Source organism: Paenalcaligenes sp. Me52, assembly GCF_050487965.1.
Lineage (GTDB): Bacteria > Pseudomonadota > Gammaproteobacteria > Burkholderiales > Burkholderiaceae_B > Paenalcaligenes.
Genome location: NZ_JBKQFO010000003.1, coordinates 392,060 through 413,193 on the forward strand (window position 1 = coordinate 392,060; position 21,134 = coordinate 413,193).

Here is a 21,134-nt window from a genome sequence, read left to right on the forward strand (position 1 = left end):
CCCAGCATTACGCATAGGGTGTTTTCATAAGGACGATGTGTTTCCACATTCGCCCTTAATAGCAACTGCACATACTTACACAGGAACCACGGGGATTTCTGCGATACGTTTGCGCCATACTGCTGGACCTGTTTTGTGTACCGATGTACCTTCGGAATCCACCGCCACAGTCACTGGCATATCTTTGACTTCAAACTCGTAAATGGCTTCCATGCCTAGGTCTTCAAAGCCCACTACGCGTGCTTCACGAATAGCTTTGGACACCAAGTACGCTGCGCCACCTACAGCCATCAAGTAAGCTGAACCGTGTTTGCGGATCGCTTCAATCGCCACTGGGCCACGTTCTGCTTTACCAATCATGGACAGCAAACCGGTTTGCTCCAACATCATGTCAGTGAAGCTATCCATACGAGTCGCTGTGGTTGGGCCTGCTGGGCCAACGGCTTCGTCACGTACTGGGTCCACAGGACCAACGTAGTAAATCACGCGATTCGTGAAATCCACGGGCAATTTCTCGCCTTTGGCCAACATATCTTGGATACGTTTATGAGCCGCATCACGACCCGTCAACATTTTGCCGGACAGCAGCAACGTTTCACCCGGTTTCCAGCTAGCGACTTCTTCTTTAGTCAGCGTATCCAGGTTCACTTGCTTAGACTTGTTGTAGTCAGGCGCCCAATGCACGTCTGGCCACAAGTCTAGTGAAGGAGCTTGCAAGTGTGCTGGGCCAGAGCCATCCAGCACAAAGTGTGCGTGACGTGTGGCTGCACAGTTAGGAATCATGGCCACAGGTTTAGAGGCCGCGTGTGTTGGGTAGGTGTTGATCTTCACGTCCAACACGGTAGTCAAGCCACCCAAGCCTTGCGCACCAATACCCAAGGCATTCACTTTTTCGTACAGCTCAATACGCAGCTCTTCCAACTTATTTTGTGGACCGCGCTGCAGCAGCTCGTACATATCAATGTCTTCCATCAGGGACTGCTTAGCCATCAGCATGGCTTTTTCAGCCGTACCGCCAACCCCAATCCCCAACATACCAGGAGGACACCAACCTGCGCCCATTTCTGGCACCATGCGCAACACCCAATCCACTAAGGATTCGCTAGGGTTCAACATGGCAAATTTAGTTTTGTTCTCGGAACCACCACCTTTGGCTGCCACTTGTACATCCACTGTAGAGCCAGGCACCAGCTCTACAGAGACAATACAGGGCGTATTGTCGCGGGTGTTTTTACGAGCAAACAACGGATCGGACAGTACCGATGCACGCAGACGATTATCTGGGTTCAAGTAACCTTGACGCACACCTTCATCACAGGCTTCTTGCAAGCTGCCTTTGATGTCAAAACGCACATCCATACCCACTTTCAGGAACACGTTCACAATACCGGTGTCCTGACAGATGGGGCGATGACCTTCTGCACACATGCGTGAGTTGGTCAAAATTTGAGCGATGGCATCTTTGGCGGCAGGGCTTTCTTCACGTTCGTATGCGCGAGCCAAGTGCTGAATGTAATCGGCGGGGTGGTAGTAGCTGATGAACTGTACGGCATCAGCAATGGACTGTATTAAGTCCTGTTCTTTGATAATCGTGGTCATATGCTTGTCTTCTGTTCAAATAAAAGCCAAAACGTCTTATCCGGTTATTGTACTTGTCCTGCCTCATCTCGCGTAGAACAAACACAGTCTCTGCCCCGTCAGCGCTCAAAACCAGCTAAAATGGAAGAATTTTGGCAGTACATCGAACCATAGTCTCTATACCCTATGCTTACTTTCCAGCAACTGATCCTTACGCTTCAACAGTATTGGGATAAACAAGGCTGCGCTTTGCTACAACCCATTGACCTTGAGGTCGGCGCCGGCACTTCCCATACAGCAACCTTCTTACGTGCTATTGGCCCAGAGCCATGGAGCGCTGCGTACGTGCAGCCTTCACGCCGCCCCGGCGATGGTCGTTACGGCGAGAACCCCAATAGGCTGCAACACTACTACCAATACCAAGTAGTACTGAAACCTGCGCCAGAAAATATTGTGGATCTGTACATAGGTTCGTTGAAAGCCTTAGGTATCGATCCTAAACAGCACGACATCCGCTTTGTGGAAGACGACTGGGAAAACCCAACGTTAGGTGCATGGGGCTTGGGCTGGGAAGTATGGCTAAACGGTATGGAAGTCACCCAATTCACCTATTTCCAACAAGTAGGCGGCTTGGACTGTGTGCCCGCTACCGGCGAGATCACCTATGGTCTAGAACGTCTGGCGATGTATATCCAAGGCGTGGAAAGTGTGTACGACTTGGTGTGGACTCGTGATGCGCATGGCCGCACGGTGTACTACCGCGACATCTACCATCAAAACGAGGTAGAGCAGTCCACTTACAACTTCGAGCACTCTAATGCGGCGATTTTGTTCCAACACTTCCAAGATTACGAAAGTGAAGCCAAACGCCTGATCGAAATTGATCTGGCCTTACCTGCTTACGAACAAACGCTGAAAGCTGCACACACCTTTAACTTGCTGGATGCCCGTGGCGCCATCAGTGTGACCGAGCGTGCTGCTTACATTGGCCGTATCCGCAACCTGTCTCGCGGTGTGGCACAAGCCTACTATGATTCACGTGAACGCCTTGGTTTCCCTATGCTGCCAAGCAGCGCTGCGGAGGCCAAATAAATGACCATGACGCCAAACGAATCCCGCTCATTGCTGGTTGAACTGCAAACAGAAGAACTGCCACCAAAAGCACTGAACAACATGGGACAGGCCTTTGCTGACGGTCTGCTCAAAACACTGCGTGAACAGCATTTGGTAGATGCTGACGCAACGGTGACTGCCTACGCTACACCGCGTCGTCTGGCCGCTGTGATCAGCAGCGTCAAAGGCCAAGCCGATGACCAACCGTTTTCCGAAAAACTGATGCCAGTTAAAATTGGTTTGGATGCTGATGGCAACCTGACACCAGCACTGAGCAAACGCTTGGAAAGCAAAGGCTTGGGGCACCTAACTGCGCAAGATCTGCACGTAGAATCCGATGGCAAACAAGATTGCTTGTTCGCTAAAGGCATGGCCAAAGGCGCTGCATTGGCAGAAGGCCTGCAAGCCGCGTTGGACTACAGCATTACGCACCTGCCTATTCCTAAAGTCATGCGCTACCAATTGTCGGATGGCCAGACTAGCGTGCGTTTTGTGCGTCCAGCACACAGCTTGATCGCTCTGTGGGGCGATGACGTTGTTGCCGTTAACACATTGGGTCTGCAAGCTGGCCGCTCCACTAAAGGCCATCGCTTCATGTGCGAAAGCCTGATTACCATCCAAAGCCCAGAAAGCTATGTAGGCCAACTGGAAACCGAAGGTAAAGTGATTGCGTCTTACGCTGATCGCCGCGCTCGCATTGAAGCCCAACTGCAAGACGCTTGCACACGTCTGGATGCTAGCCTAGGTACAGATCCTGAAGTGGTAGAGCTACTGGATGAAGTGACCGCACTGGTTGAGCACCCTAGCGTCTACGTAGGCCAATTCGATCCTATTTTCTTGGAAGTCCCACCTGAGTGCTTGATTCTGACCATGCGTCTGAACCAGCGCTATTTCCCACTGTTTGACCCTAAACAAGGTACGCTGACCAACCAATTCCTGATTGTCAGCAACATGCAGTTGGATGATCCATCCAACATCATTCAAGGTAACGAAAAAGTGATTCTGCCACGCTTGGCAGATGCTCGCTTCTTCTTTGAAACCGACCGTAAACAACCGTTGGAAGAGCGTGTTTCCAGCTTGGAAAACAGCGTTTACCACAACAAACTGGGCTCACAACGCAAACGTGTAGAACGTATGCGCACCATCATTCGCGCTTTAGCCGAACGCTTGGGTGCAGATGTGACCTTAGCTGATCGTGCTGCTCTGCTAGCCAAAGCCGATTTGAACACCAACATGGTGGGTGAGTTCCCTGAGCTACAAGGCGTTATGGGTGCCTACTACGCGGCAGCTGATGGCGAAGATGCTAGCGTCATTGATGCCCTGCGCAACCAATACCAGCACCGTCTAAACAATGCTGTTACCGATGCTAGCTTGGTATCTGCGCTGTTGTTCTTAACCGAACGCGCTGAAACCTTGATGGGGATTTGGGGTATTGGCTTGGCGCCTACAGGCGAGCGCGACCCTTACGCGTTGCGTCGTGCTGCATTGGGTCTGATCAGTGCCTTTGAACAGCTAGAAGCTGGTGGGTACTTGGGTGATATCGCCCAAAGCCGTTTGGACTTAAACGAGCTGCTGCAAATCGCTGCACAAAGTTTTGAAGAAGGCGAACTGGCGGCTAGCACATTGGCTGAAGTACAAGACTTCATCTACGAGCGCTATAAAAACCAGTTGGTTGCTAACGGCCACGACCGTAACGTCGTTGAAGCCGTGTTGGCACAACAGCCACCACTGCAACAAGTGCAAGCCCGTATTCAAGCATGTTCCGAATTCGCTGCCCTGCCCGAGTCGCAAAGCTTGGCCAGCGCTAACAAGCGTATTGGCAATTTGCTGCGCAAAGCAGAAACCGAACTCCCTCAGATAAATAAAGATTTATTTTCTGAGCCTGCAGAGGGGGATTTACATCTCTTTATGCAACTTGTCGCCCCTAGTGCTGAACAAGAGTTCTTAGCGGGTAAGTTCAGTGCTAGCTTGAAGACCTTGGCTAGATTCAAAGAGCCTGTGGACAACTTCTTTGCTGACGTCATGGTCATGGCTGAAGATCCTGCGGTGCGTAACAACCGTTTGGCTCTACTGCAAAAGCTACACCAACTGATGAATCAGGTTGCTGACATTTCGAGGTTAGCGGCCTAATGCTCGCCATACTGGATCGTGATGGAGTCATTAATTATGACTCCAGCGCTTTTGTGAAAAGCCCTGACGAATGGCAAGCGTTACCTGGTAGCTTGGAAGCCATAGGACGACTCTCTCAAGCGGGCTGGAAAGTTGTAGTTGCGACTAACCAGTCTGGCTTGGCGCGAGGGCTTTTTTCCATGCAAACCTTAAATGCTATACACCTGAAGATGCGCCGCGAGCTGGCCAAATTCGGTGGTGTGATTGACGCTATTTTTGTGTGCCCGCATGGTCCAGATGATGGCTGCACCTGTAGAAAGCCATCACCCGGTATGTTTCTGGATATCGCCAGACGCTACGAACACCCGTCTTTGCAAAATGTAGTGACGGTAGGTGATTCGCTGCGCGATCTGCAAGCGGCATCTGCAGCCGGCTGCAAAACGTGGTTAGTAGAAACTGGGAACGGACTGAAAACCCAAAAAAATGGCGGTTTACCAGAAAGCTGCATTGTGCGGCCCAATCTGGCCGCCGTGGTGGATGACTGGTTAGGAACTTCTACATGCTGATTTTACGCGCCGTACTTTATCAGCTCTTTTTGCTGATTACCGTAATCCCCTACTCCATTTTGTGTTTGTTGTGGTCACCATTGCCACTACGCTGGCGCTACAAGCTCACCGCTGGCTGGCCACATCTGGCCGTATGGGGAGCCAAATACATTCTAGGTATACGCTGGCAAGTCAAAGGCTGGGAAAACCTACCTGATGGCCCTGCCGTGCTACTTTCCAAGCACCAATCAGCATGGGAAACCATGTTCTTTTGCGGCTACCTGCCCAAAGACGTTTGTTTCGTCTACAAGCGCGAACTACACCGTGTTCCGTTTTTTGGCTGGGGCTTAGCGCTGCTGCGCATGATCCCTATTAATCGCAGCAATGGCCGCGATGCCATGAAGCAAATCGTAAAAACAGGGCAAGAGCGCTTAAACGAAGGTCGTTGGCCGTTGCTGTTTCCGGAAGGTACACGCATCCCTCCAGGTGAAACGGGCCGCTACAAGCAAGGCGGCGCCATGCTAGCCTGCCGTACCAATAGCATGGTGATACCTATTGCTCACAATGCAGGTGAATGCTGGCCTCGTAACGCATTTATTAAAACACCCGGTTTAATTACCGTATCGTTTGGCCCTGCCATTAACCCAGAAGGCATGTCGCAAGCCACGCTTAACCAAGCCGTAGAAGATTGGATTGAAGGCGAAATGCGTGTACTGAACCCTGAACGCTATTCGTAGCGCTATGGCCCAGTTGCCCTTATTTAATGATGCGTCGGCTACCCCTACCAAAGCGGTAGCGCCACGCACCACAGACGCCACACCTACTCTTCCCACCCTTAGCAAACCCGACCGTTTACCTGCAGGCACCAGTTGGCATATGCATACGGTACAAGGGCAAGAGCTAGGTTATTTACTCAAGCGCTCTAAACGCCAATCCATAGGCTTACGCGTTAACGAACAAGGGCTAATCATCACCGCCCCCACTTGGGTTTCCTCCGCACAAGTACACGATGCGCTGGAACAAAAATTCCCTTGGATAGTACGTAAGCTGTTGGACTGGGAAGAGCGCCTACAGCAATTGGCCTTAGGCCAAAGCCAATGGTGTCATGGTGGTAGCATTCCTTATTTGGGCGTGGCTATCACCTTGCAAGTAAACCCCAGTGCCTTGAAAACCACGTTTAGTGGGCAAGCCCATGCCCCCTGTGCTGGCGATACCCTTACCCTACCTTTGAGTCTAGATGCACAAAGCTCACGAGTACAAGATTTCGCCCAAATTTGGCTACAAGAACAAGCACGCCAGTACTTTATAGAAAGACTGGATTACTACACCAGTAAATTAGGTATTCCCTATAGCGGTTTGCGCTTAGCTAGCCCAGCCAAGCGTTGGGGCTCATGTAGCAGTGACGGTATGATTATGCTGAATTGGCGACTCATGCACTTTCGCATCGCTGCGGTAGACTATGTAATAGCCCATGAGGTCGCTCATCTTAAAGAGATGAATCACAGCCCCGCTTTTTGGCGGGTAGTAGAACAACTCATGCCAGATTATGTAGCGGCCAGGAACCTGCTCAAAAAGCACCATCCTGACACGCTCCCTTTACTTTAACTCTATGGAGTCATTCACTATGCGCTTGTTACATACCATGCTGCGTGTTGGCAATCTTGAAAAGTCCCTCGCCTTCTATACTGACGTGCTAGGCATGAAACTGCTGCGTCAAAAAGACTACCCAGATGGCAAGTTCACATTGGCTTTTGTAGGTTATCAAGATGAAAGCGAAGCAGCCGTACTGGAACTGACTCATAACTGGGACACAGACAGCTACGATTTGGGTAATGCCTATGGGCACATCGCCATTGAAGTAGAAGATGCTTACGCCACCTGTGCGGCCATTAAAGCCAAAGGCGGTAATGTAGTGCGTGAAGCAGGTCCTATGAAACACGGCAATACCGTGATTGCCTTTGTGGAAGACCCTGATGGCTACAAAATTGAGCTGATCCAAAAATCAGGTCGTAACGACTAAGCTCATACACAGGCCTTTATTGGCCTGTTTTTTCGTTTTCTTCTCACACGCTATAGATGCTAAACATACTCTGGTTCAGTTTCTTTCTGATCGCCGCCATTGCTGCCCTTTTTCAGTGGCTGTGGATAGGTGACGCCGATGTGTTCAACCGTATGGTGAACAGCCTGTTCCAGATGGCCGAATTATCGGTCAGCATCATGCTGATATTGTTTGGCACATTAACCTTGTGGATGGGTTTTTTAAATGTGGCCGAACGCGCTGGCATCGTTGAAAAACTAGGACAATGGTTAGCCCCCGTCTTTAAACGCCTCATGCCAGAGGTCCCCGCCGGACACCCCGCTTTAGGGCTCATCACACTGAATTTTGCGGCGAATGGTTTGGGTTTAGATAACGCTGCTACACCCATAGGTTTACGGGCAATGCAGGCCTTACAAAGCCTGAACCCCACCCCAAAAACTGCCACCAACGCCCAGATACTCTTTCTGGTGCTCAATGCGTCATCGCTGACGTTGCTGCCAGTCACCATTTTCATGTACCGCGCACAGCAAGGTGCGCCTGACCCTACCCTGGTGTTTCTGCCCATTCTGCTAGCAACATCCGCCTCCTCTTTAGCCGGCTTGATCAGCGTTGCCATCATGCAGCGCTTACGCTTAACAGACCCTGTGCTGCTGTTAACGATCTTAGGATTATTAGCAGGTATGTCGGTGTTTATGGCCTTTTTGGCGACGCTTAGCACAGCAGCCATCAGCAGCTTATCTTCGCTACTCGGTAATCTCAGTCTCTTTGTGATTATCTTGCTATTTCTAGGTGTAGGTGCGTGGAAACGCATTCCTGTCTACGACAGCTTTGTGGAAGGTGCTAAGGGCGGTTTTGCGGTAGCACGTGACCTGCTCCCTTACTTGGTAGCCATGCTGTGCGCCATAGGCGTATTACGCAGCTCTGGAGCGTTAGATATGCTCCTAGATGCCATACGGTGGGGGGTCACCAGTTTAGGCATGGATAGCCGCTTTGTAGAAGCCCTACCTACTGCTCTAGTTAAACCCTTCTCGGGCAGTGCTGCCCGTGCCTTGATGCTAGAAACCATGAACCATCATGGCGTAGACAGCTTTGCTGCATTACTCTCTGCCACCATTCAAGGCAGCACAGAAACCACCTTCTACGTGCTAGCGGTGTATTTTGGTTCCGTAGGGATAATTCGTAGTCGCCACGCTGTTGGGTGCGCACTGTTTGCAGATGTGGCCGGCGTGATTGCAGCCATTAGTGTCTGCTACTGGTTTTTTGGCTAGGCTTTTTACAGCCTAGCCTGTGTCAGATTAGCTGGTAATACCGCGCTCGGTCAGCGCATCAGCCACAGCAATAAATTGCTGTACGCTTACTTCACCTGGGCGTGCCGTAGGTGCTATACCTACGTCTTCCCAAGGAATGCTGTCAGCCCATTTAGCCCAGCTACCGCGTAGCATTTTTCGGCGCTGTGCAAAGCTTGCAGCTACCAATTGCTCGAACAATGACGTATCTTTGGCTTGAGGTCTATCCTCAGGCAAAGGTCGCATACGCACAATGGATGACACCACTTTGGGGGCAGGATCAAATGCCTCTGGCGACACATCGAACAACTTAACCATGCGATAACGTGATTGCAGCATCACCGACAAGCGACTGTAATCGCTGCTGCCAGGTTTCGCCACCATACGATCCACCACTTCACGCTGCAACATAAAATGTTGATCACGCACCAAGTGCGCAAACGACATTAGATGAAACAGCAACGGGCTGGAAATGTTATAGGGCAAGTTACCCACAATGCGTATATCGTCGCCCCAGTCGGAAAAGTCCACCGTCAATACATCAGCTTCTGTAATCGTCAGTTTCTTGGGACTAAAGCTATTACGCAAGCGATGAGCCAGATCCCTATCTAGCTCAATCACATTCAAATGGTCTAAGCGCTCCGATAATGGCCGCGTTAACGCGGCCAAACCGGGACCAATCTCAATCACTTTATCGTCGTGGCGTAAATCTATCGCCCGCACAATATCATCGATTACGGAAAGATCATGCAAAAAATTCTGTCCGAATCGCTTGCGGGCTTCATGTTTAGCCATGCTGTTTACTGCTCCGACGACAACGCTTTCTCTAAGCGATTATCTATATATACACTACCGCGCAACTGGCTCAGCCAGTCATCCAATGCAGGCTCTACGCGCTGTTCGAACAAGTGCTGACGCGCCTGCATGCGACGGTACTCATTTTCCATATTTTTGGTGCGTCTATCATCTACACGAATCAAGTGCCAACCAAACTGTGAACGTACTGGCTCACTCACCTGACCTGGCTGCAATGAATCCATAGCTTGCTCAAACGCCGGCACGGTTTCACCTGGAGTTAACCAACCCAAGTCACCACCTTGCGGCGCAGTGCTATCTTCAGAGTTACTGCGAGCCAGCACCTCAAAAGACTCACCCTGATTAATACGCTGTTTCAGTTGCTCAATACGCTCTTTAGCCTGCTCGTCATCACGCACTTGCGACAACTTGATTAGGATATGGCGTGCTTTTGTTTGCGTAACCATCATAGGGCCTTGCTCTGCAGGCGCGCCAGATGCTTGGCCATGCCCTAAGGAAGGATCTACGTTATTGTCTTGCCCCCCGTGATGCGTCACTTTCAGGATGTGATAACCCTGCCCACTGCGCACCAAACCACTAACTTGGCCAGAAGACAGATCTTTGATGTTTTCAATGAACAGATCAGGCCAACCCGTCAAAGGACGAATACCCAGCACACCACCAGTCAGTGCTTCGGGACCTTCAGAGGCCGCCGCAGCCACACCCGCAAAGTCTTCACCCGCTTTCACACGTGCCAGCAATGCCTCTGCCTTCAAACGCTGATTGCGTTCGGTGTTGCTGTCCGCACCCTCAGGTACTCGCACCAGAATCTGTGCCAATTCAATGTATATGGGGCTCGCCGCAGCAGAGGGCTGAGTCACAGCAGTATTACTACGCGCTTGCACGCCTTGGCTTTTCAGATAGGCATCCACTTCTGCATCACTGATGTAGATACGCTCATCCACCATACGTTGACGCAATTGATCTAACAGCAAGTCATGGCGTAAGGTTTTGAGGTACTCATCCCACGTCATGCCTGTTTTGGTGATTTCTTGGCGCAGTTTTTCAGGGGTGAGCTTATTACGCTCAGCCACCATTTTCACGGCATTTTCCAAAAACTCAGGCGTAATCACTATACCCAAGCGTTTACCCTCTTGCTCTTGAATAGTCTGATCAATCAGTCTATTCAACACCTGCAAACGCAGCGTTTCTTGATCGGGCAGAGGAATATTCTGCGCCTGCAACTGCTTAGCAATTACGGCTGCCTCACTATCCACCTGACGTAGCGTAATCACCTGAGAATCAACAATCGCGGCAATACCATCGACGAAGCGGGCAGAACGTTCTGCGGGTTGAGCGGTCTGCTGGGCTCCCGCTGTCACAGCGAACAGCGTAGACACCAGAGCCAGACTTCCTGACAACACAAATTTAGAACAGCGTAACCGCATCTTTATTCATACCTCTCGAAGGTGGTTGTTTCTGTGCTAGTTGGCGTAATGGACTCGTATCCCATAATGCGATTACGCAACATACCCATAGGATCAGGGCCTATGCCTCCTAGCCCCGACAGTTCTAACTGAAAGAATACTGCCGAATTACTTTTATCTGCAGATACCGCATAACGTTGTACGACAAAACGCGCTGCCCAACAGCACTCACCTTTGTACTCTAAGCCAAAGATGGTTTGTGTACTACGTTTTTCCTGCAAAGAATAATCCACGCGCCCTAAGGCAAATACCTTATTAGTTAATGGCCATTGCGTGGTCACTGACACCCGTTCCCTGCCATTATCATCCACACTAGGATTTTCTCTGAAATAGTTCGGGTTATCAAAGGCTCTAGGGTCACGCTCGTAACGATATGATGCAGACAAAGTCGCCAAGCGCTGTGGCTGCCATCTAAAACCTGCACTCAATCTGTTCGTACGTCTAGACTGCGGATTGAACTGGGCATCAGCACGTAAGCTCAACGTATCCGTCAATGCGGCACCGGCACCAAACAAGTAATCTGATCGACGTCGTGTTTCTGGGTACTCATTATTAGCTGTATTGTGTAAAAACACTTTTTGATCTTCAAAGTACAGACGTTGCGCCACTTGCAACATCATGCGCTCTTCACCAGTCTCTGCATCCAACCAACGAGAAGTCAGCCCCAGCGTTAATTGGTTCGCATTGGCAATCCTATCCCAACCACCACTGTAGATGTTTTCACTAAAAGCCTGAGAGAAGTTAAAGGACGCTACACTAGTGTCAAAGACCGGCAACATGCTCTGATCTCTGTAGGGCACATACAGGTAATACACACGTGGCTCTAACGTTTGTATAGCAGCATTGCCAAATAAGCTAGCATCCCGCTCAAAATACAGGCCTGAATCCACTGAGAACAACGGTAATGCACGGCCTTTACTGCGTGGATTATTGCGTGAAGCATTACCCATTGGCAATGCACTCCACTCAGTATCATATTGACTCACATGCAAGGACGCTTTGGGCGTAATGTAGCCATATGGTCGAATCATAGGATAACTGACCGAGGTCATTGACGACATTCTCGTTCCGTTCGGTGCTACCCGAACTTTTCGGTAATTCTCAAACTCTGATAACGTACCTGAATAATAGGGCATTTCAAATTTAGTGATCGCATTCTCACTGACCACATCAAAACCGCCCCAGTTATAGCGCGCCCCATGTAAATTCAAACTTGGCAGTTGGTTATACTCAGGCGTTCTATAGCCAGCACCTGCGTCTTGCAATGTCTGATATTGTGTTACCGACAAGGAGGCATTGAAATACTTAGCACCAGACCAACTCAATACTGCCGAACTCGCTAAACTATCAATATTGGAATTACCCAAATCAATAGACGTCAAATCGCGGAAATAGTTATCGTCCGACACGCGGTTATACCGTGCGCTAAATCCAAAACCGTAGCCTAAACTCTGACGATGCTGCGTAGACAACATCCAGCGCTGCTCGCGAGTTTTACGGTCACGATTCAAATATGAACCATTAATTTGACCTTCGTAGGTACGGCCTAAGTACCTGAACTCACCATCCAATTGCAAACCGCGCTTAGAGTAATTACGCGGTGTCAGCGTGGCATCGTAATTCGGGGCTAGATTGAAGTAATACGGTAAGGCCAATTCCAAACCGCTGTTACTGGTGTAGCCATATATAGGGGTCAAGAAACCAGATTTTCGCTCTTCTCGCAGCGGGAATGAAAAGTACGGCGAGTAGAAAATAGGTACGTCTTTGAAATACAGCACGCTGTTACGTGCTACACCTCGGTTTTCGTCTATGTACAAATCGACGGTAGGGGCCTTGATGTACCACGCGGGTTCAGGACACGGACAACCGCTATACAGCACATCATCCAATTTCATGTGGTCGCTGTTGTAAATCGTACCGGCTTCCGCTGTACCCGAAGAACCACCCGCCAACCAGAAGTTCATTGCGTCTAATTCGCCCTCTTCTGATTTCATGTTGTAGTCGATGCTGGGGCTACGCACAATGCTGCCTCCGCGCATCAGCACGCCATTACCGCGCACCTTCACATCACCAGTGTTCCGGTCGTAACGGATCTGATCGCCCTTACTAACGGAATCTATACGACGCACTTGTGCATCGCCCGTTAACACCACTTCACCGTTTTCTTGATTTTCTAGCTTGTCACCAACCAAGAAGGAGGTCATGTCATCATCGGCGACATGGCGAACCTGCAACGCAGGGGAGGCTTGCAAGGAGGGCTGTTTCGCCCCCACTTTGACAGGCATTACGGCGCACGTCAGAGAGCCTAACAACAATAAATGAAAACGTCTGACCGCTCGCACCGGATCCGTATCCCCAGGAAAATAGAATTACACTAAAGTAATGGTCGGCCACACTTTTGCTGGCCGTGACCCGTTATTATAGATAAGCTCGCCCGATACGGCAGCGCTATTCGCCTTTTTTCTTGCAAATCTTTGTTCTTAGCCCATGGATGCCACTTCAAACCTCACCAATGACACCCGTTATCAGCTCTTGTTAAGCTGGCTGCAATCATTGGACTGCGTTAACGACCTGCGTCTTGATACGCTGCGCCCTGCCTCTGGCGATGCAAGTTTCAGACGTTATTTCCGTCTGGACAGCCAACATGGCACCCTGATTGTGATGGATGCACCTCCGGCTAAAGAAGATACTGCCGCTTTTGTGGATATTACTCACAGACTCGCCGCTCAAGACCTCAATGTGCCACAAATCCTAGCCAGCGACGTCGCACAAGGCTTTTTGCTCCTGAGCGATCTGGGTCAAGATAACTTTTGGCATGCTCTGCAAAAAGGCTTAGACAACCAAACCATCCAAAACCTGTACCGTGGAGCAATCCAAAGCTTGGTACAGCTACAACAAGCTGACAGCACAGGCTTACCGCACTATAACGAAGCTCGCATGCTGGAAGAGTTACAAGTGTTTGAAGAATGGTTCATTAATCAACACTGCAACACCTCCCTGACCGAACAAGAAAGCAAAGCACTACAAACCTGCTTTGCCGCGCTAGTGAATGACAACGTGAATGTGGCACAAGTGTTTGTGCACCGTGATTACCACACTCCCAACCTGATGATGCCCACAGACGATACGCTGCGTCCTGGCGTGATCGATTACCAAGATGCTGTACTTGGCCCTATCACCTATGATTTAGCATCGTTAGTCATGGATGCCAGACACACATGGGATGAAGAGCAACAATTGGATTGGGCTATTCGTTACTGGCAAGCGGCCATACACGCCAACCTGCCTGTCAGTCGTGATTTCGCTGAGTTTCACCAAGCTTACGAATGGATGAGCGTACAGCGTAACCTGCGTATTCTGGGGGTATTTTGCCGCTTATCTATTCGCGACGGTAAAGATTGGTATTTAGCTCACTTACCTAGACTACAGGCCTACATACGCCAGGTCTGCAGCCGCTACGAAGAACTATTTCCTATACGCAAAGTGTTAGACCGCATTGAAGGCCGTCAAACCGTATTGGGGGTCACCCTGTAATGAAAGCCATGATTTTGGCAGCAGGCCGCGGCGAACGTATGCGGCCTCTTACTGACCACTGCCCCAAACCACTATTACGCGCCGGCGACCACGCGCTGATTGAATGGCACATTCTGCGCCTACAACGCGCCGGCATTACTGACATAGTGATTAATCACGCATGGTTAGGTGACAAAATCGAGGCTCAATTAAAAGATGGCAGCCAATTCGGCGTGCATATTCAATACAGCCCAGAAAACCCTGCCCTAGAAACTGCTGGCGGCATCCGACAGGCCTTAACGTTACTGGGCGATGATCCTTTTCTGATTATTAACGGTGATGTATTTACCGACTGGGATGCCCAACACGCTTTTGCCGCTGCAAACCATTTGCAGCACAGTGAACTATTGGGCCATCTATGGATGGTAGAGAACCCTGAACACCACACCAAGGGCGATTTTTACCTGCAAAGTCCACGTAAACTGCTCTCGGAACATCCCCTTACAATTTCGGATAAAACGCTTACGTACAGCGGTATAGCGTGTTACAAGCCCGCCTTATTTTCCTCGCTACCTGTGGGTCAGCCCGCTCCACTAGGGCCTTTGCTACGACAAGCTATGTCTACACAACAACTGACTGGCGAGTTACTAGTGGGCTCATGGACCGATGTAGGTACCCCTGAGCGCTTGGAAAAAATTTCCCGTCAGCTTGGCTCGCTGGAATAGGCACGTTATTATCAGTATTCAGATCAAAACCTGACTTGTCAGGTGCCCACTCACCCGCAGATACCTCTCAGTCCATGCTCGGTTCCAAACGCCCCGTATTCAGACCTACCGCCTACGATTACTCCCGCAGAAAACGCCGCATTCCTCGTTGGTTGGTACTTATGCTAACCGGCGTCATTATCGGTGCGGGCGGACTATTATTCATTCAAACCAGCTACGGCCCTACTCGTCTGACAGTAGAACAATCCGAACAGCTGCACTTTGACTTAAATAGTGCCAATGCTGAAAATCAGCGTTTGCAATCACAACTTGGGCAAACCACTCGCGAACTGGAAGAAATCCAAACGCGTCTAAAATCCCAACAAGGCTCTCTGGATAATCATGACCAGATCGTAGAGGCGCTGAAAAAAGATATTGATCTGTTTGCAGATGCCATGCCTGCCGACCCACGCGGTACGTCTCCTGGTATACGCTCCGCATCGTTCAGCACCAACGATGGCAAGCTGAACTACAACATTTTGCTGATGCAAGATAAAGAGCAAGCTGACCAAACCTTTACGGGTGAGATGCATTTCAACATCCAAGGCCGCTACCCCAACGGCCGCACAGGCTACATTGATTTGGACCCCATCGAAGTTTCTGTAGGCCGTTACGCCCACCTTATTGGTGACGTTACTCTGCCTGATGGTGTAAGCCCACGCCAAATCACTATCCAGATTTTTGAGCCTGGTAACAAACGCGCCAAGGCTATGCGCATCATCAATATCCGCTGATCGCACTACTCTTCTCGCGCGTAACAAAAAAGGGCCTTTTACAGGCCCTTTTTTGTTAGCTCCTACCCTGCAGCACCACGCTGTGACAAAAATATGCACAACGCGACTGTTTCCCCTTATGCCACGTGCTGCAAGAAGTCTTGCAAACGCTTGCTGGGTGGATTACTTAATAGCTCTTCAGGGTCACCATCGTGAGCAATTTTCCCTTGATCAATAAATATCAAACGACTACCTACTTTACGAGCAAACTCCATTTCGTGTGTCACCACAATCATGGTCATGCCCTCTTCAGCCAAATCCTGCATCACCTTCAACACTTCGAAACGCAGCTCAGGATCCAACGCCGAGGTAGGCTCATCAAACAACATCAGCTTGGGACGTATAGCCAAGGCCCTAGCAATGGCCACACGCTGCTGCTGCCCACCCGATAACTCACTAGGGTAGTGGTTCATCCGCTCGGCCAGCCCCACCTTGGCCAAAAGCTCTTCCGCTTGCTTCTTGGCCTCTGCTTTAACCACCCCACGCGTATGCACAGGACCAAACATCACGTTTTCTAACGCTGTTAATTGTGGGAATAGATTGAACTGCTGAAACACCATGCCAGCTTCTCGGCGCAGTGCTCGCACTTGTGCTGGACGATCCAGCACACTCAATCCATCCACCACAATGTCGCCCTCATCAATACCCTCTAAGGCATTGATGCAACGTAGCAGTGTGGATTTACCCGATCCAGACGGGCCCACAATCACCACCACTTCGCCTGGCACGATCTCGAGATCCACACCGTTCAATACTGTGTTATCACCAAAACGTTTAATGACTTGCTTGAACTCTACGATTTTCATCTTCTGCTCCATCACACCACACGCAAGCGACGTTCAACCGTACGCAAGATCAGCGCAATAATCCCTGTCAAAATCAGGTAGATAATGGCCACCGCACCCCAAATCTCTACAGACCTGAAGTTTCCGGCAATGATTTCCTGCCCTTGACGAGTAAGCTCAGCCACACCAATCACAATAAATAGCGATGAGTCTTTAAGACTGATGATGCACTGGTTCCCCATAGCGGGAATCATACGGCGCCATGCTACAGGCGCAATAATGTAAATCAGGATTTTATGAAAAGGCAGACCCATTGCCTCACCGGCCTCTTGCAATCCTTTAGGTACAGACTGCAAGGCCCCGCGCACAATTTCCGCAATATAAGCACCCGAGTTCACCATCAAGGTGAAAATCGCCGCTGACTCACCATCAATGCGCATACCCGCTAATAATGGCAAAGCGAAATAAATAAACATCACCTGCACCACGATGGGGGTACCGCGAATCAGCAGCACATACGCCTTAGCGATCATCGCCAGTATTTGTATAGGTAACGTAGATAGCTTTATAGGCCCTTTTACATAGGTAGTAATCACCCCTGTCACAAAACCCAGCACTGAGCCACCTACCAGCCCCAGCACCGTAATATAAAGTGTCATCTTGGTGCCTTCCCATAAACTGGGCAAAGCGTTCCAAATTACAGACCATTCAAATGTCACCGTTACACCTACTTAGTGTGTCGTTACCGTCAGTACAAACCGGAACGTGATAAACAAAGAGCGGCCCTGATTTAGCTGGCCGCTCTGGAGTTGCAATACTGTCACCTAAGGCTTACTCAGGCTGTTTGCCAAACCATTTTTCGTAAATAACATCGTAAGTGCCATTTGCTTTGATCGCTGCCAAGGCCTCGTTCACAACGGGTACCAGTTCGCTACCTTTAGGGAAAGCAATACCGTAGAAGTCACCGCTTTTCACTGCACCAGTTACTTTGACGTGGCCTTTACCGCCTGTTTGCGCGTAGTACTGAACGTTAGGCGTATCGTGCACCACCGCATCTACACGGCCAGTAGCCAACTCCAAGAAAGCATTATCAATATTCGGGAACAGTTTCAGTTTGGCGCCTGGTACCTCACGATTCAGATAGTCCACCGTTGCTGTACCAATTTTCACGGCCACTTGCTTGCCATCTAAGTCAGCAGCGCTTTGAATACCATCGGTATCTTCACGCACCAAAATAGCTAAACCGCTTTCATAGTAGGGGTCAGAAAAATCAATGACCTGCTTACGGTCATCTCTAATGGTGATACCAGCAAGCGCCACATCTACGTTACGTGTTTGCAGGCCAGGAATAATGCCGTTGAAATCCATAGGCTGCAGTTTGTATTGCAAACCGGCCTGCTTAGCGACGGCATCCCATAGATCAATATCGAACCCCGTATATTTGCCATCTTGTTTGAACTCAAATGGTACAAACGCTGTGTCTGTAGCCATGATCAACTCTTTGCCTTGTGCTTGAGCACCTAATGGCAGTGCCATCAGTGCTGCAGCAGCCAGCCATGCTTTGATAGTGTGCTTCATGATTGCTTGACTCCTACTAGGGGGATATAAGTATCTGGCATGCATAACGCCAAACTTCACTACACCGTAGAGCAATTGGATAAATCGCTGCTACAAAGAGTATAACTATAGTAATAAAAGGCCCATCTTTTGTATGGAGAATAACCCGCATCTTTGATAGACATCACACTATTTAACTTTTAGGCATAAAAAAAGCGGTGCATTGCTGCACCGCTTTCTTACAAAATTGTTTCTACATATTAAAACGCAGGAACAATTGCACCTTTATATTGCTCTTGAATAAAGGCGCGAGTTTCTTCGCTATTCAATGCTTGAATCAGCTTTTTCACAGCCTCTTTCTCTTCATTGCCAGCTTTAACCGCAACCAAGTTTGCGTAAGGTGATTCAGCACCCTCAATAAACAATGCATCTTCCAATGGATTCAAATCAGCTTCCAATGCATAGTTAGTATTAATTAGAGCCATATCCACATCAGGCAATATACGCGGTAATGTAGCAGCTTCAATTTCTTTGAATTTTAATTTCTTAGGGTTTTCCGCAATATCTCTGGAAGTAGCCAAAATATTGCTAGGATCTTTTAATGTGATCAACCCTTGTTGCTGCAATAACAGTAAAGCACGAGCACCATTAGATGGGTCGTTAGGCAGTGCAATCAATGCACCTTCTTTTAACTCATCTAATGTTTTGATTTTTTTGGAGTATGCGCCAAACGGCTCTACGTGTACCAAACCTACAGAAACCAGGTTGATATTGTGCTCACCGTTAAAGGTATCCAAATAGGGTTTGTGCTGGAAGAAGTTGGCATCAATAGCACCATCCCACACCTGCTGGTTAGGCTGTACATAGTCTGTGAATACTTTGATATCCAATTCCACACCCTCTTTCGCCAATTGTGGAGCCACAAACTCCAACAATTCAGCATGAGGAACTGGCGTAGCAGCTACGCTCAGTTTTTCAGCATTTGCCAACGATGCACCCAGCCCCAACGCTGTTACCAATGCACTTGCCACCAATTTTTTCAGCAACATAAAAGCTCCTTGAAAGAAATTCAATAGGGTTAAGCGATGCGCTTATTCATGCGCGCTACCAACTTATCTCCCCACACCTGCATTAACTGTACCAACACCACCAAGATAATGACCGTCACCGCCATCACATCAGTTTGATAACGTTGATAACCAAAACGTAGCGCCAAGTCACCTAGGCCACCACCACCAATCACACCCGACATAGCGGAATACCCCACCAACATAATGGCGGTCACCACAATAGCCGCTACCACGCCAGTTTTTGCCTCGGGAAGCAATGCCATCACTACCGTCTCACGTGAGTTTGCACCCATAGCACGGCTCGCTTCCAGCACACCGGGATCAAGCTCTTTCAACACGTTCTCTACCAACCGTGCAAAAAATGGCGCAGCACTAGCAACCAGCGGTGGAATAGAACCCGCCACCCCTAATGATGTACCTGCCAACACCCGTGTGAGCGGAATCATCACAATCAGCAGAATTAAAAATGGCACGGAGCGCAGAATATTCACCACCAACGACAAACCCTGATACACCCCATTGTTTTGCATCATTTGTTTAGGACTGGTTAAAAACAGCAGCACCCCCAGCGGCAAACCAATAATAACGGTGAACACCAATGATGCCCCTGTCATTAAAAGCGTATCCAGCGTTGCCTCTGCCAGCAACGGCCAATCTAAATTAGACCAGTTCATGCTCGCAGCTCCTCGTATTGCACACCCAAACTATCCAACATGCTTCCTAATTGCAGTTGCTGTTCGGCTTTTCCTTCTACCGCCACCACCAACTGCCCGTACGGCACGCCTTTAATGCGACTCACCGCCCCCTGCAAAATACTAATATCCAAACTCAGGTCACGGCTAACTCTACTAATAAGAGGCTGCACAGTAGCATCACCCTTAAAGCTCAAGCGCATAACCCTACCGCTTACACCTTGATCCATAGAGCGCCAGCCATCTGTATCATTACCACTTTCTGCCAAGAGACTTTGCGTAGCGGCATGTTGTGGGTGCAAGAACACATCCAGCACATCGCCGCTTTCTACTACCTCTCCAGCCTCAATAACCGCCACCCTATCGCACACTTGCCGTATCACATCCATACTGTGCGTAATCAATACAATCGTTAAACCCAGCGACTGATTAATTTCTAATAGCAAACGCAAAATAGATTGCGTCGTTTCTGGGTCCAATGCTGATGTCGCCTCATCACACAACAACAACTCAGGTTGGTTAGCTAACGCTCGCGCAATCCCTACTCGCTGCTGCTGGCCGCCTGACAACTGTCTGGGGTATTTATGTGCATGCTGCTCTAAGCCTACTAGTTGCAACACTTCCTTAGCTCTAGCATGCTGTTGTGCTTTATTTAGCCCAGCCAATTTCAATGGGAAGCACACATTCTCTAAGATAGAACGCGATTGCAACAAGTTGAAATGCTGAAACACCATACCTATTTTTTGACGAATGGGTCGCAACTGCTGCTCTGTTAACGAGGAAATGCATTGCCCTTGAAAACTCACTGAGCCATTTGTTGGGCGCTCTAACATATTCAATAGACGAATTAAGGTGCTTTTACCCGCACCACTACGTCCGATAATGCCAAACACCTCGCCGCGTCGAATATGCAGATTAATGTCATGCAATGCGATCACTTCTTTATTGGCGCTGGTATAGCGTTTCTCTATTCTTTCTAACCTAATCACAACGTGCTAGCCACCAAATAAAAACACATTGAACTCAGAT

Annotated in this window: 20 protein-coding genes; 10 read left to right on the forward strand and 10 right to left on the reverse strand. The window is 49.4% G+C overall.

Features of this window, described 5'->3' with window-relative positions; genetic code table 11:
• Positions 1–75 precede the first annotated feature (75 nt).
• The gene (locus ACLO87_RS16095) at positions 76–1,599 is read right to left on the reverse strand and encodes a fumarate hydratase (RefSeq protein WP_135861649.1); all 1,524 of its coding nucleotides are present in this window, start codon (positions 1,597–1,599) and stop codon (positions 76–78) included.
• 165 nt (positions 1,600–1,764) lie between these two features.
• On the opposite strand from ACLO87_RS16095, the gene glyQ reads away from it, so the two are divergent.
• From glyQ to ACLO87_RS16130, 7 genes are read left to right on the forward strand one after another with little or no spacing between them, the layout of a single operon-like run.
• Positions 1,765–2,670 (forward strand): glycine--tRNA ligase subunit alpha, encoded by a 906-nt coding sequence (glyQ, locus tag ACLO87_RS16100; RefSeq protein ID WP_135861650.1) that lies wholly within the window; start codon positions 1,765–1,767, stop codon positions 2,668–2,670.
• 6 nt (positions 2,671–2,676) lie between these two features.
• Entirely contained in the window at positions 2,677–4,821 is a 2,145-nt protein-coding gene (gene glyS / locus ACLO87_RS16105) for a glycine--tRNA ligase subunit beta (RefSeq protein WP_430224294.1), read from the forward strand.
• The gene (gene gmhB / locus ACLO87_RS16110) at positions 4,821–5,366 is read left to right on the forward strand and encodes a D-glycero-beta-D-manno-heptose 1,7-bisphosphate 7-phosphatase (RefSeq protein WP_430224256.1); all 546 of its coding nucleotides are present in this window, start codon (positions 4,821–4,823) and stop codon (positions 5,364–5,366) included. The genes glyS and gmhB overlap by 1 nt, the downstream gene beginning before the upstream one ends.
• Positions 5,360–6,082, forward strand: a complete 723-nt coding sequence (locus tag ACLO87_RS16115) for a lysophospholipid acyltransferase family protein (RefSeq protein ID WP_430224257.1) — start codon at positions 5,360–5,362, stop codon at positions 6,080–6,082. The genes gmhB and ACLO87_RS16115 overlap by 7 nt, the downstream gene beginning before the upstream one ends.
• A gap of 4 nt (positions 6,083–6,086) precedes the next feature.
• Positions 6,087–6,950, forward strand: a complete 864-nt coding sequence (locus ACLO87_RS16120; protein WP_430224258.1) for a M48 family metallopeptidase — start codon at positions 6,087–6,089, stop codon at positions 6,948–6,950.
• A 19-nt stretch (positions 6,951–6,969) separates the two neighbouring features.
• Entirely contained in the window at positions 6,970–7,365 is a 396-nt protein-coding gene (gene gloA, locus ACLO87_RS16125) for a lactoylglutathione lyase (protein WP_135861654.1), read from the forward strand.
• A 56-nt stretch (positions 7,366–7,421) separates the two neighbouring features.
• Positions 7,422–8,651 carry a nucleoside recognition domain-containing protein gene (locus ACLO87_RS16130; RefSeq protein WP_135861655.1) on the forward strand — a complete coding sequence of 410 codons (1,230 nt, stop codon included), beginning with the start codon at positions 7,422–7,424 and terminating at the stop codon, positions 8,649–8,651.
• Between the two features lie 27 nt (positions 8,652–8,678).
• Here the strand turns inward: ACLO87_RS16130 and rsmA are convergent, their stop codons facing one another.
• The 3 genes from rsmA to ACLO87_RS16145 are packed head-to-tail and all read right to left on the reverse strand — an operon-like array spanning position 8,679 to position 13,236.
• Positions 8,679–9,464: a 16S rRNA (adenine(1518)-N(6)/adenine(1519)-N(6))-dimethyltransferase RsmA gene (gene rsmA, locus ACLO87_RS16135; protein WP_135861656.1), complete on the reverse strand. Its 786-nt coding sequence runs from the start codon at positions 9,462–9,464 to the stop codon at positions 8,679–8,681.
• Positions 9,465–9,469: 5 nt separating this feature from the next.
• A complete protein-coding gene (locus ACLO87_RS16140; protein ID WP_430224259.1) occupies positions 9,470–10,912 on the reverse strand; it encodes a peptidylprolyl isomerase in 1,443 nt (480 codons plus the stop codon).
• 2 nt (positions 10,913–10,914) lie between these two features.
• On the reverse strand, positions 10,915–13,236 hold the full coding sequence (locus ACLO87_RS16145; RefSeq protein ID WP_430224260.1) for an LPS-assembly protein LptD: 2,322 nt from the start codon (positions 13,234–13,236) through the stop codon (positions 10,915–10,917).
• 202 nt (positions 13,237–13,438) lie between these two features.
• On the opposite strand from ACLO87_RS16145, the gene ACLO87_RS16150 reads away from it, so the two are divergent.
• The 3 genes from ACLO87_RS16150 to ACLO87_RS16160 all read left to right on the forward strand — a co-directional run bounded on the left by ACLO87_RS16150 (position 13,439) and on the right by ACLO87_RS16160 (position 15,962).
• Complete coding sequence (locus ACLO87_RS16150; RefSeq protein ID WP_135865150.1) at positions 13,439–14,485, forward strand: aminoglycoside phosphotransferase family protein; 1,047 nt, start codon at positions 13,439–13,441, stop codon at positions 14,483–14,485.
• Entirely contained in the window at positions 14,485–15,189 is a 705-nt protein-coding gene (murU, locus tag ACLO87_RS16155; protein ID WP_430224261.1) for an N-acetylmuramate alpha-1-phosphate uridylyltransferase MurU, read from the forward strand. Before ACLO87_RS16150 ends, murU begins: the two co-directional genes overlap by 1 nt.
• A gap of 74 nt (positions 15,190–15,263) precedes the next feature.
• Positions 15,264–15,962: a hypothetical protein gene (locus ACLO87_RS16160; RefSeq protein ID WP_430224263.1), complete on the forward strand. Its 699-nt coding sequence runs from the start codon at positions 15,264–15,266 to the stop codon at positions 15,960–15,962.
• Positions 15,963–16,078: 116 nt separating this feature from the next.
• Here the strand turns inward: ACLO87_RS16160 and glnQ are convergent, their stop codons facing one another.
• The 6 genes from glnQ to ACLO87_RS16190 all read right to left on the reverse strand — a co-directional run bounded on the left by glnQ (position 16,079) and on the right by ACLO87_RS16190 (position 21,094).
• Entirely contained in the window at positions 16,079–16,807 is a 729-nt protein-coding gene (gene glnQ, locus ACLO87_RS16165; protein WP_135865156.1) for a glutamine ABC transporter ATP-binding protein GlnQ, read from the reverse strand.
• A gap of 11 nt (positions 16,808–16,818) precedes the next feature.
• Complete coding sequence (gene glnP, locus ACLO87_RS16170; protein WP_135865158.1) at positions 16,819–17,505, reverse strand: glutamine ABC transporter permease GlnP; 687 nt, start codon at positions 17,503–17,505, stop codon at positions 16,819–16,821.
• Between the two features lie 112 nt (positions 17,506–17,617).
• The gene (gene glnH / locus ACLO87_RS16175) at positions 17,618–18,364 is read right to left on the reverse strand and encodes a glutamine ABC transporter substrate-binding protein GlnH (protein ID WP_168246870.1); all 747 of its coding nucleotides are present in this window, start codon (positions 18,362–18,364) and stop codon (positions 17,618–17,620) included.
• A gap of 239 nt (positions 18,365–18,603) precedes the next feature.
• Positions 18,604–19,392: a MetQ/NlpA family ABC transporter substrate-binding protein gene (locus ACLO87_RS16180; protein WP_135865160.1), complete on the reverse strand. Its 789-nt coding sequence runs from the start codon at positions 19,390–19,392 to the stop codon at positions 18,604–18,606.
• 29 nt (positions 19,393–19,421) lie between these two features.
• Positions 19,422–20,087 (reverse strand): methionine ABC transporter permease, encoded by a 666-nt coding sequence (locus tag ACLO87_RS16185; RefSeq protein WP_135865161.1) that lies wholly within the window; start codon positions 20,085–20,087, stop codon positions 19,422–19,424.
• A complete protein-coding gene (locus ACLO87_RS16190) occupies positions 20,084–21,094 on the reverse strand; it encodes a methionine ABC transporter ATP-binding protein (RefSeq protein ID WP_430224264.1) in 1,011 nt (336 codons plus the stop codon). The genes ACLO87_RS16185 and ACLO87_RS16190 overlap by 4 nt, the downstream gene beginning before the upstream one ends.
• Positions 21,095–21,134 lie beyond the last annotated feature (40 nt).

Coding starts and splice junctions, on each gene's coding strand:
- glyS (WP_430224294.1), top strand. CDS start 2,677: ATGACGCCAAACGAATCCCGCTCATTGCTGGTTGAACTGCAAACAGAA.
- ACLO87_RS16150 (WP_135865150.1), top strand. CDS start 13,439: ATGGATGCCACTTCAAACCTCACCAATGACACCCGTTATCAGCTCTTG.
- gloA (WP_135861654.1), top strand. CDS start 6,970: ATGCGCTTGTTACATACCATGCTGCGTGTTGGCAATCTTGAAAAGTCC.
- rsmA (WP_135861656.1), bottom strand. CDS start 9,464: ATGGCTAAACATGAAGCCCGCAAGCGATTCGGACAGAATTTTTTGCAT.
- gmhB (WP_430224256.1), top strand. CDS start 4,821: ATGCTCGCCATACTGGATCGTGATGGAGTCATTAATTATGACTCCAGC.
- ACLO87_RS16115 (WP_430224257.1), top strand. CDS start 5,360: ATGCTGATTTTACGCGCCGTACTTTATCAGCTCTTTTTGCTGATTACC.
- ACLO87_RS16130 (WP_135861655.1), top strand. CDS start 7,422: ATGCTAAACATACTCTGGTTCAGTTTCTTTCTGATCGCCGCCATTGCT.
- ACLO87_RS16180 (WP_135865160.1), bottom strand. CDS start 19,392: ATGTTGCTGAAAAAATTGGTGGCAAGTGCATTGGTAACAGCGTTGGGG.
- murU (WP_430224261.1), top strand. CDS start 14,485: ATGAAAGCCATGATTTTGGCAGCAGGCCGCGGCGAACGTATGCGGCCT.
- glnQ (WP_135865156.1), bottom strand. CDS start 16,807: ATGAAAATCGTAGAGTTCAAGCAAGTCATTAAACGTTTTGGTGATAAC.
- ACLO87_RS16095 (WP_135861649.1), bottom strand. CDS start 1,599: ATGACCACGATTATCAAAGAACAGGACTTAATACAGTCCATTGCTGAT.
- ACLO87_RS16145 (WP_430224260.1), bottom strand. CDS start 13,236: ATGCCTGTCAAAGTGGGGGCGAAACAGCCCTCCTTGCAAGCCTCCCCT.
- ACLO87_RS16160 (WP_430224263.1), top strand. CDS start 15,264: ATGCTCGGTTCCAAACGCCCCGTATTCAGACCTACCGCCTACGATTAC.
- ACLO87_RS16140 (WP_430224259.1), bottom strand. CDS start 10,912: ATGCGGTTACGCTGTTCTAAATTTGTGTTGTCAGGAAGTCTGGCTCTG.
- glyQ (WP_135861650.1), top strand. CDS start 1,765: ATGCTTACTTTCCAGCAACTGATCCTTACGCTTCAACAGTATTGGGAT.
- ACLO87_RS16120 (WP_430224258.1), top strand. CDS start 6,087: ATGGCCCAGTTGCCCTTATTTAATGATGCGTCGGCTACCCCTACCAAA.
- glnH (WP_168246870.1), bottom strand. CDS start 18,364: ATGAAGCACACTATCAAAGCATGGCTGGCTGCTGCAGCACTGATGGCA.
- ACLO87_RS16185 (WP_135865161.1), bottom strand. CDS start 20,087: ATGAACTGGTCTAATTTAGATTGGCCGTTGCTGGCAGAGGCAACGCTG.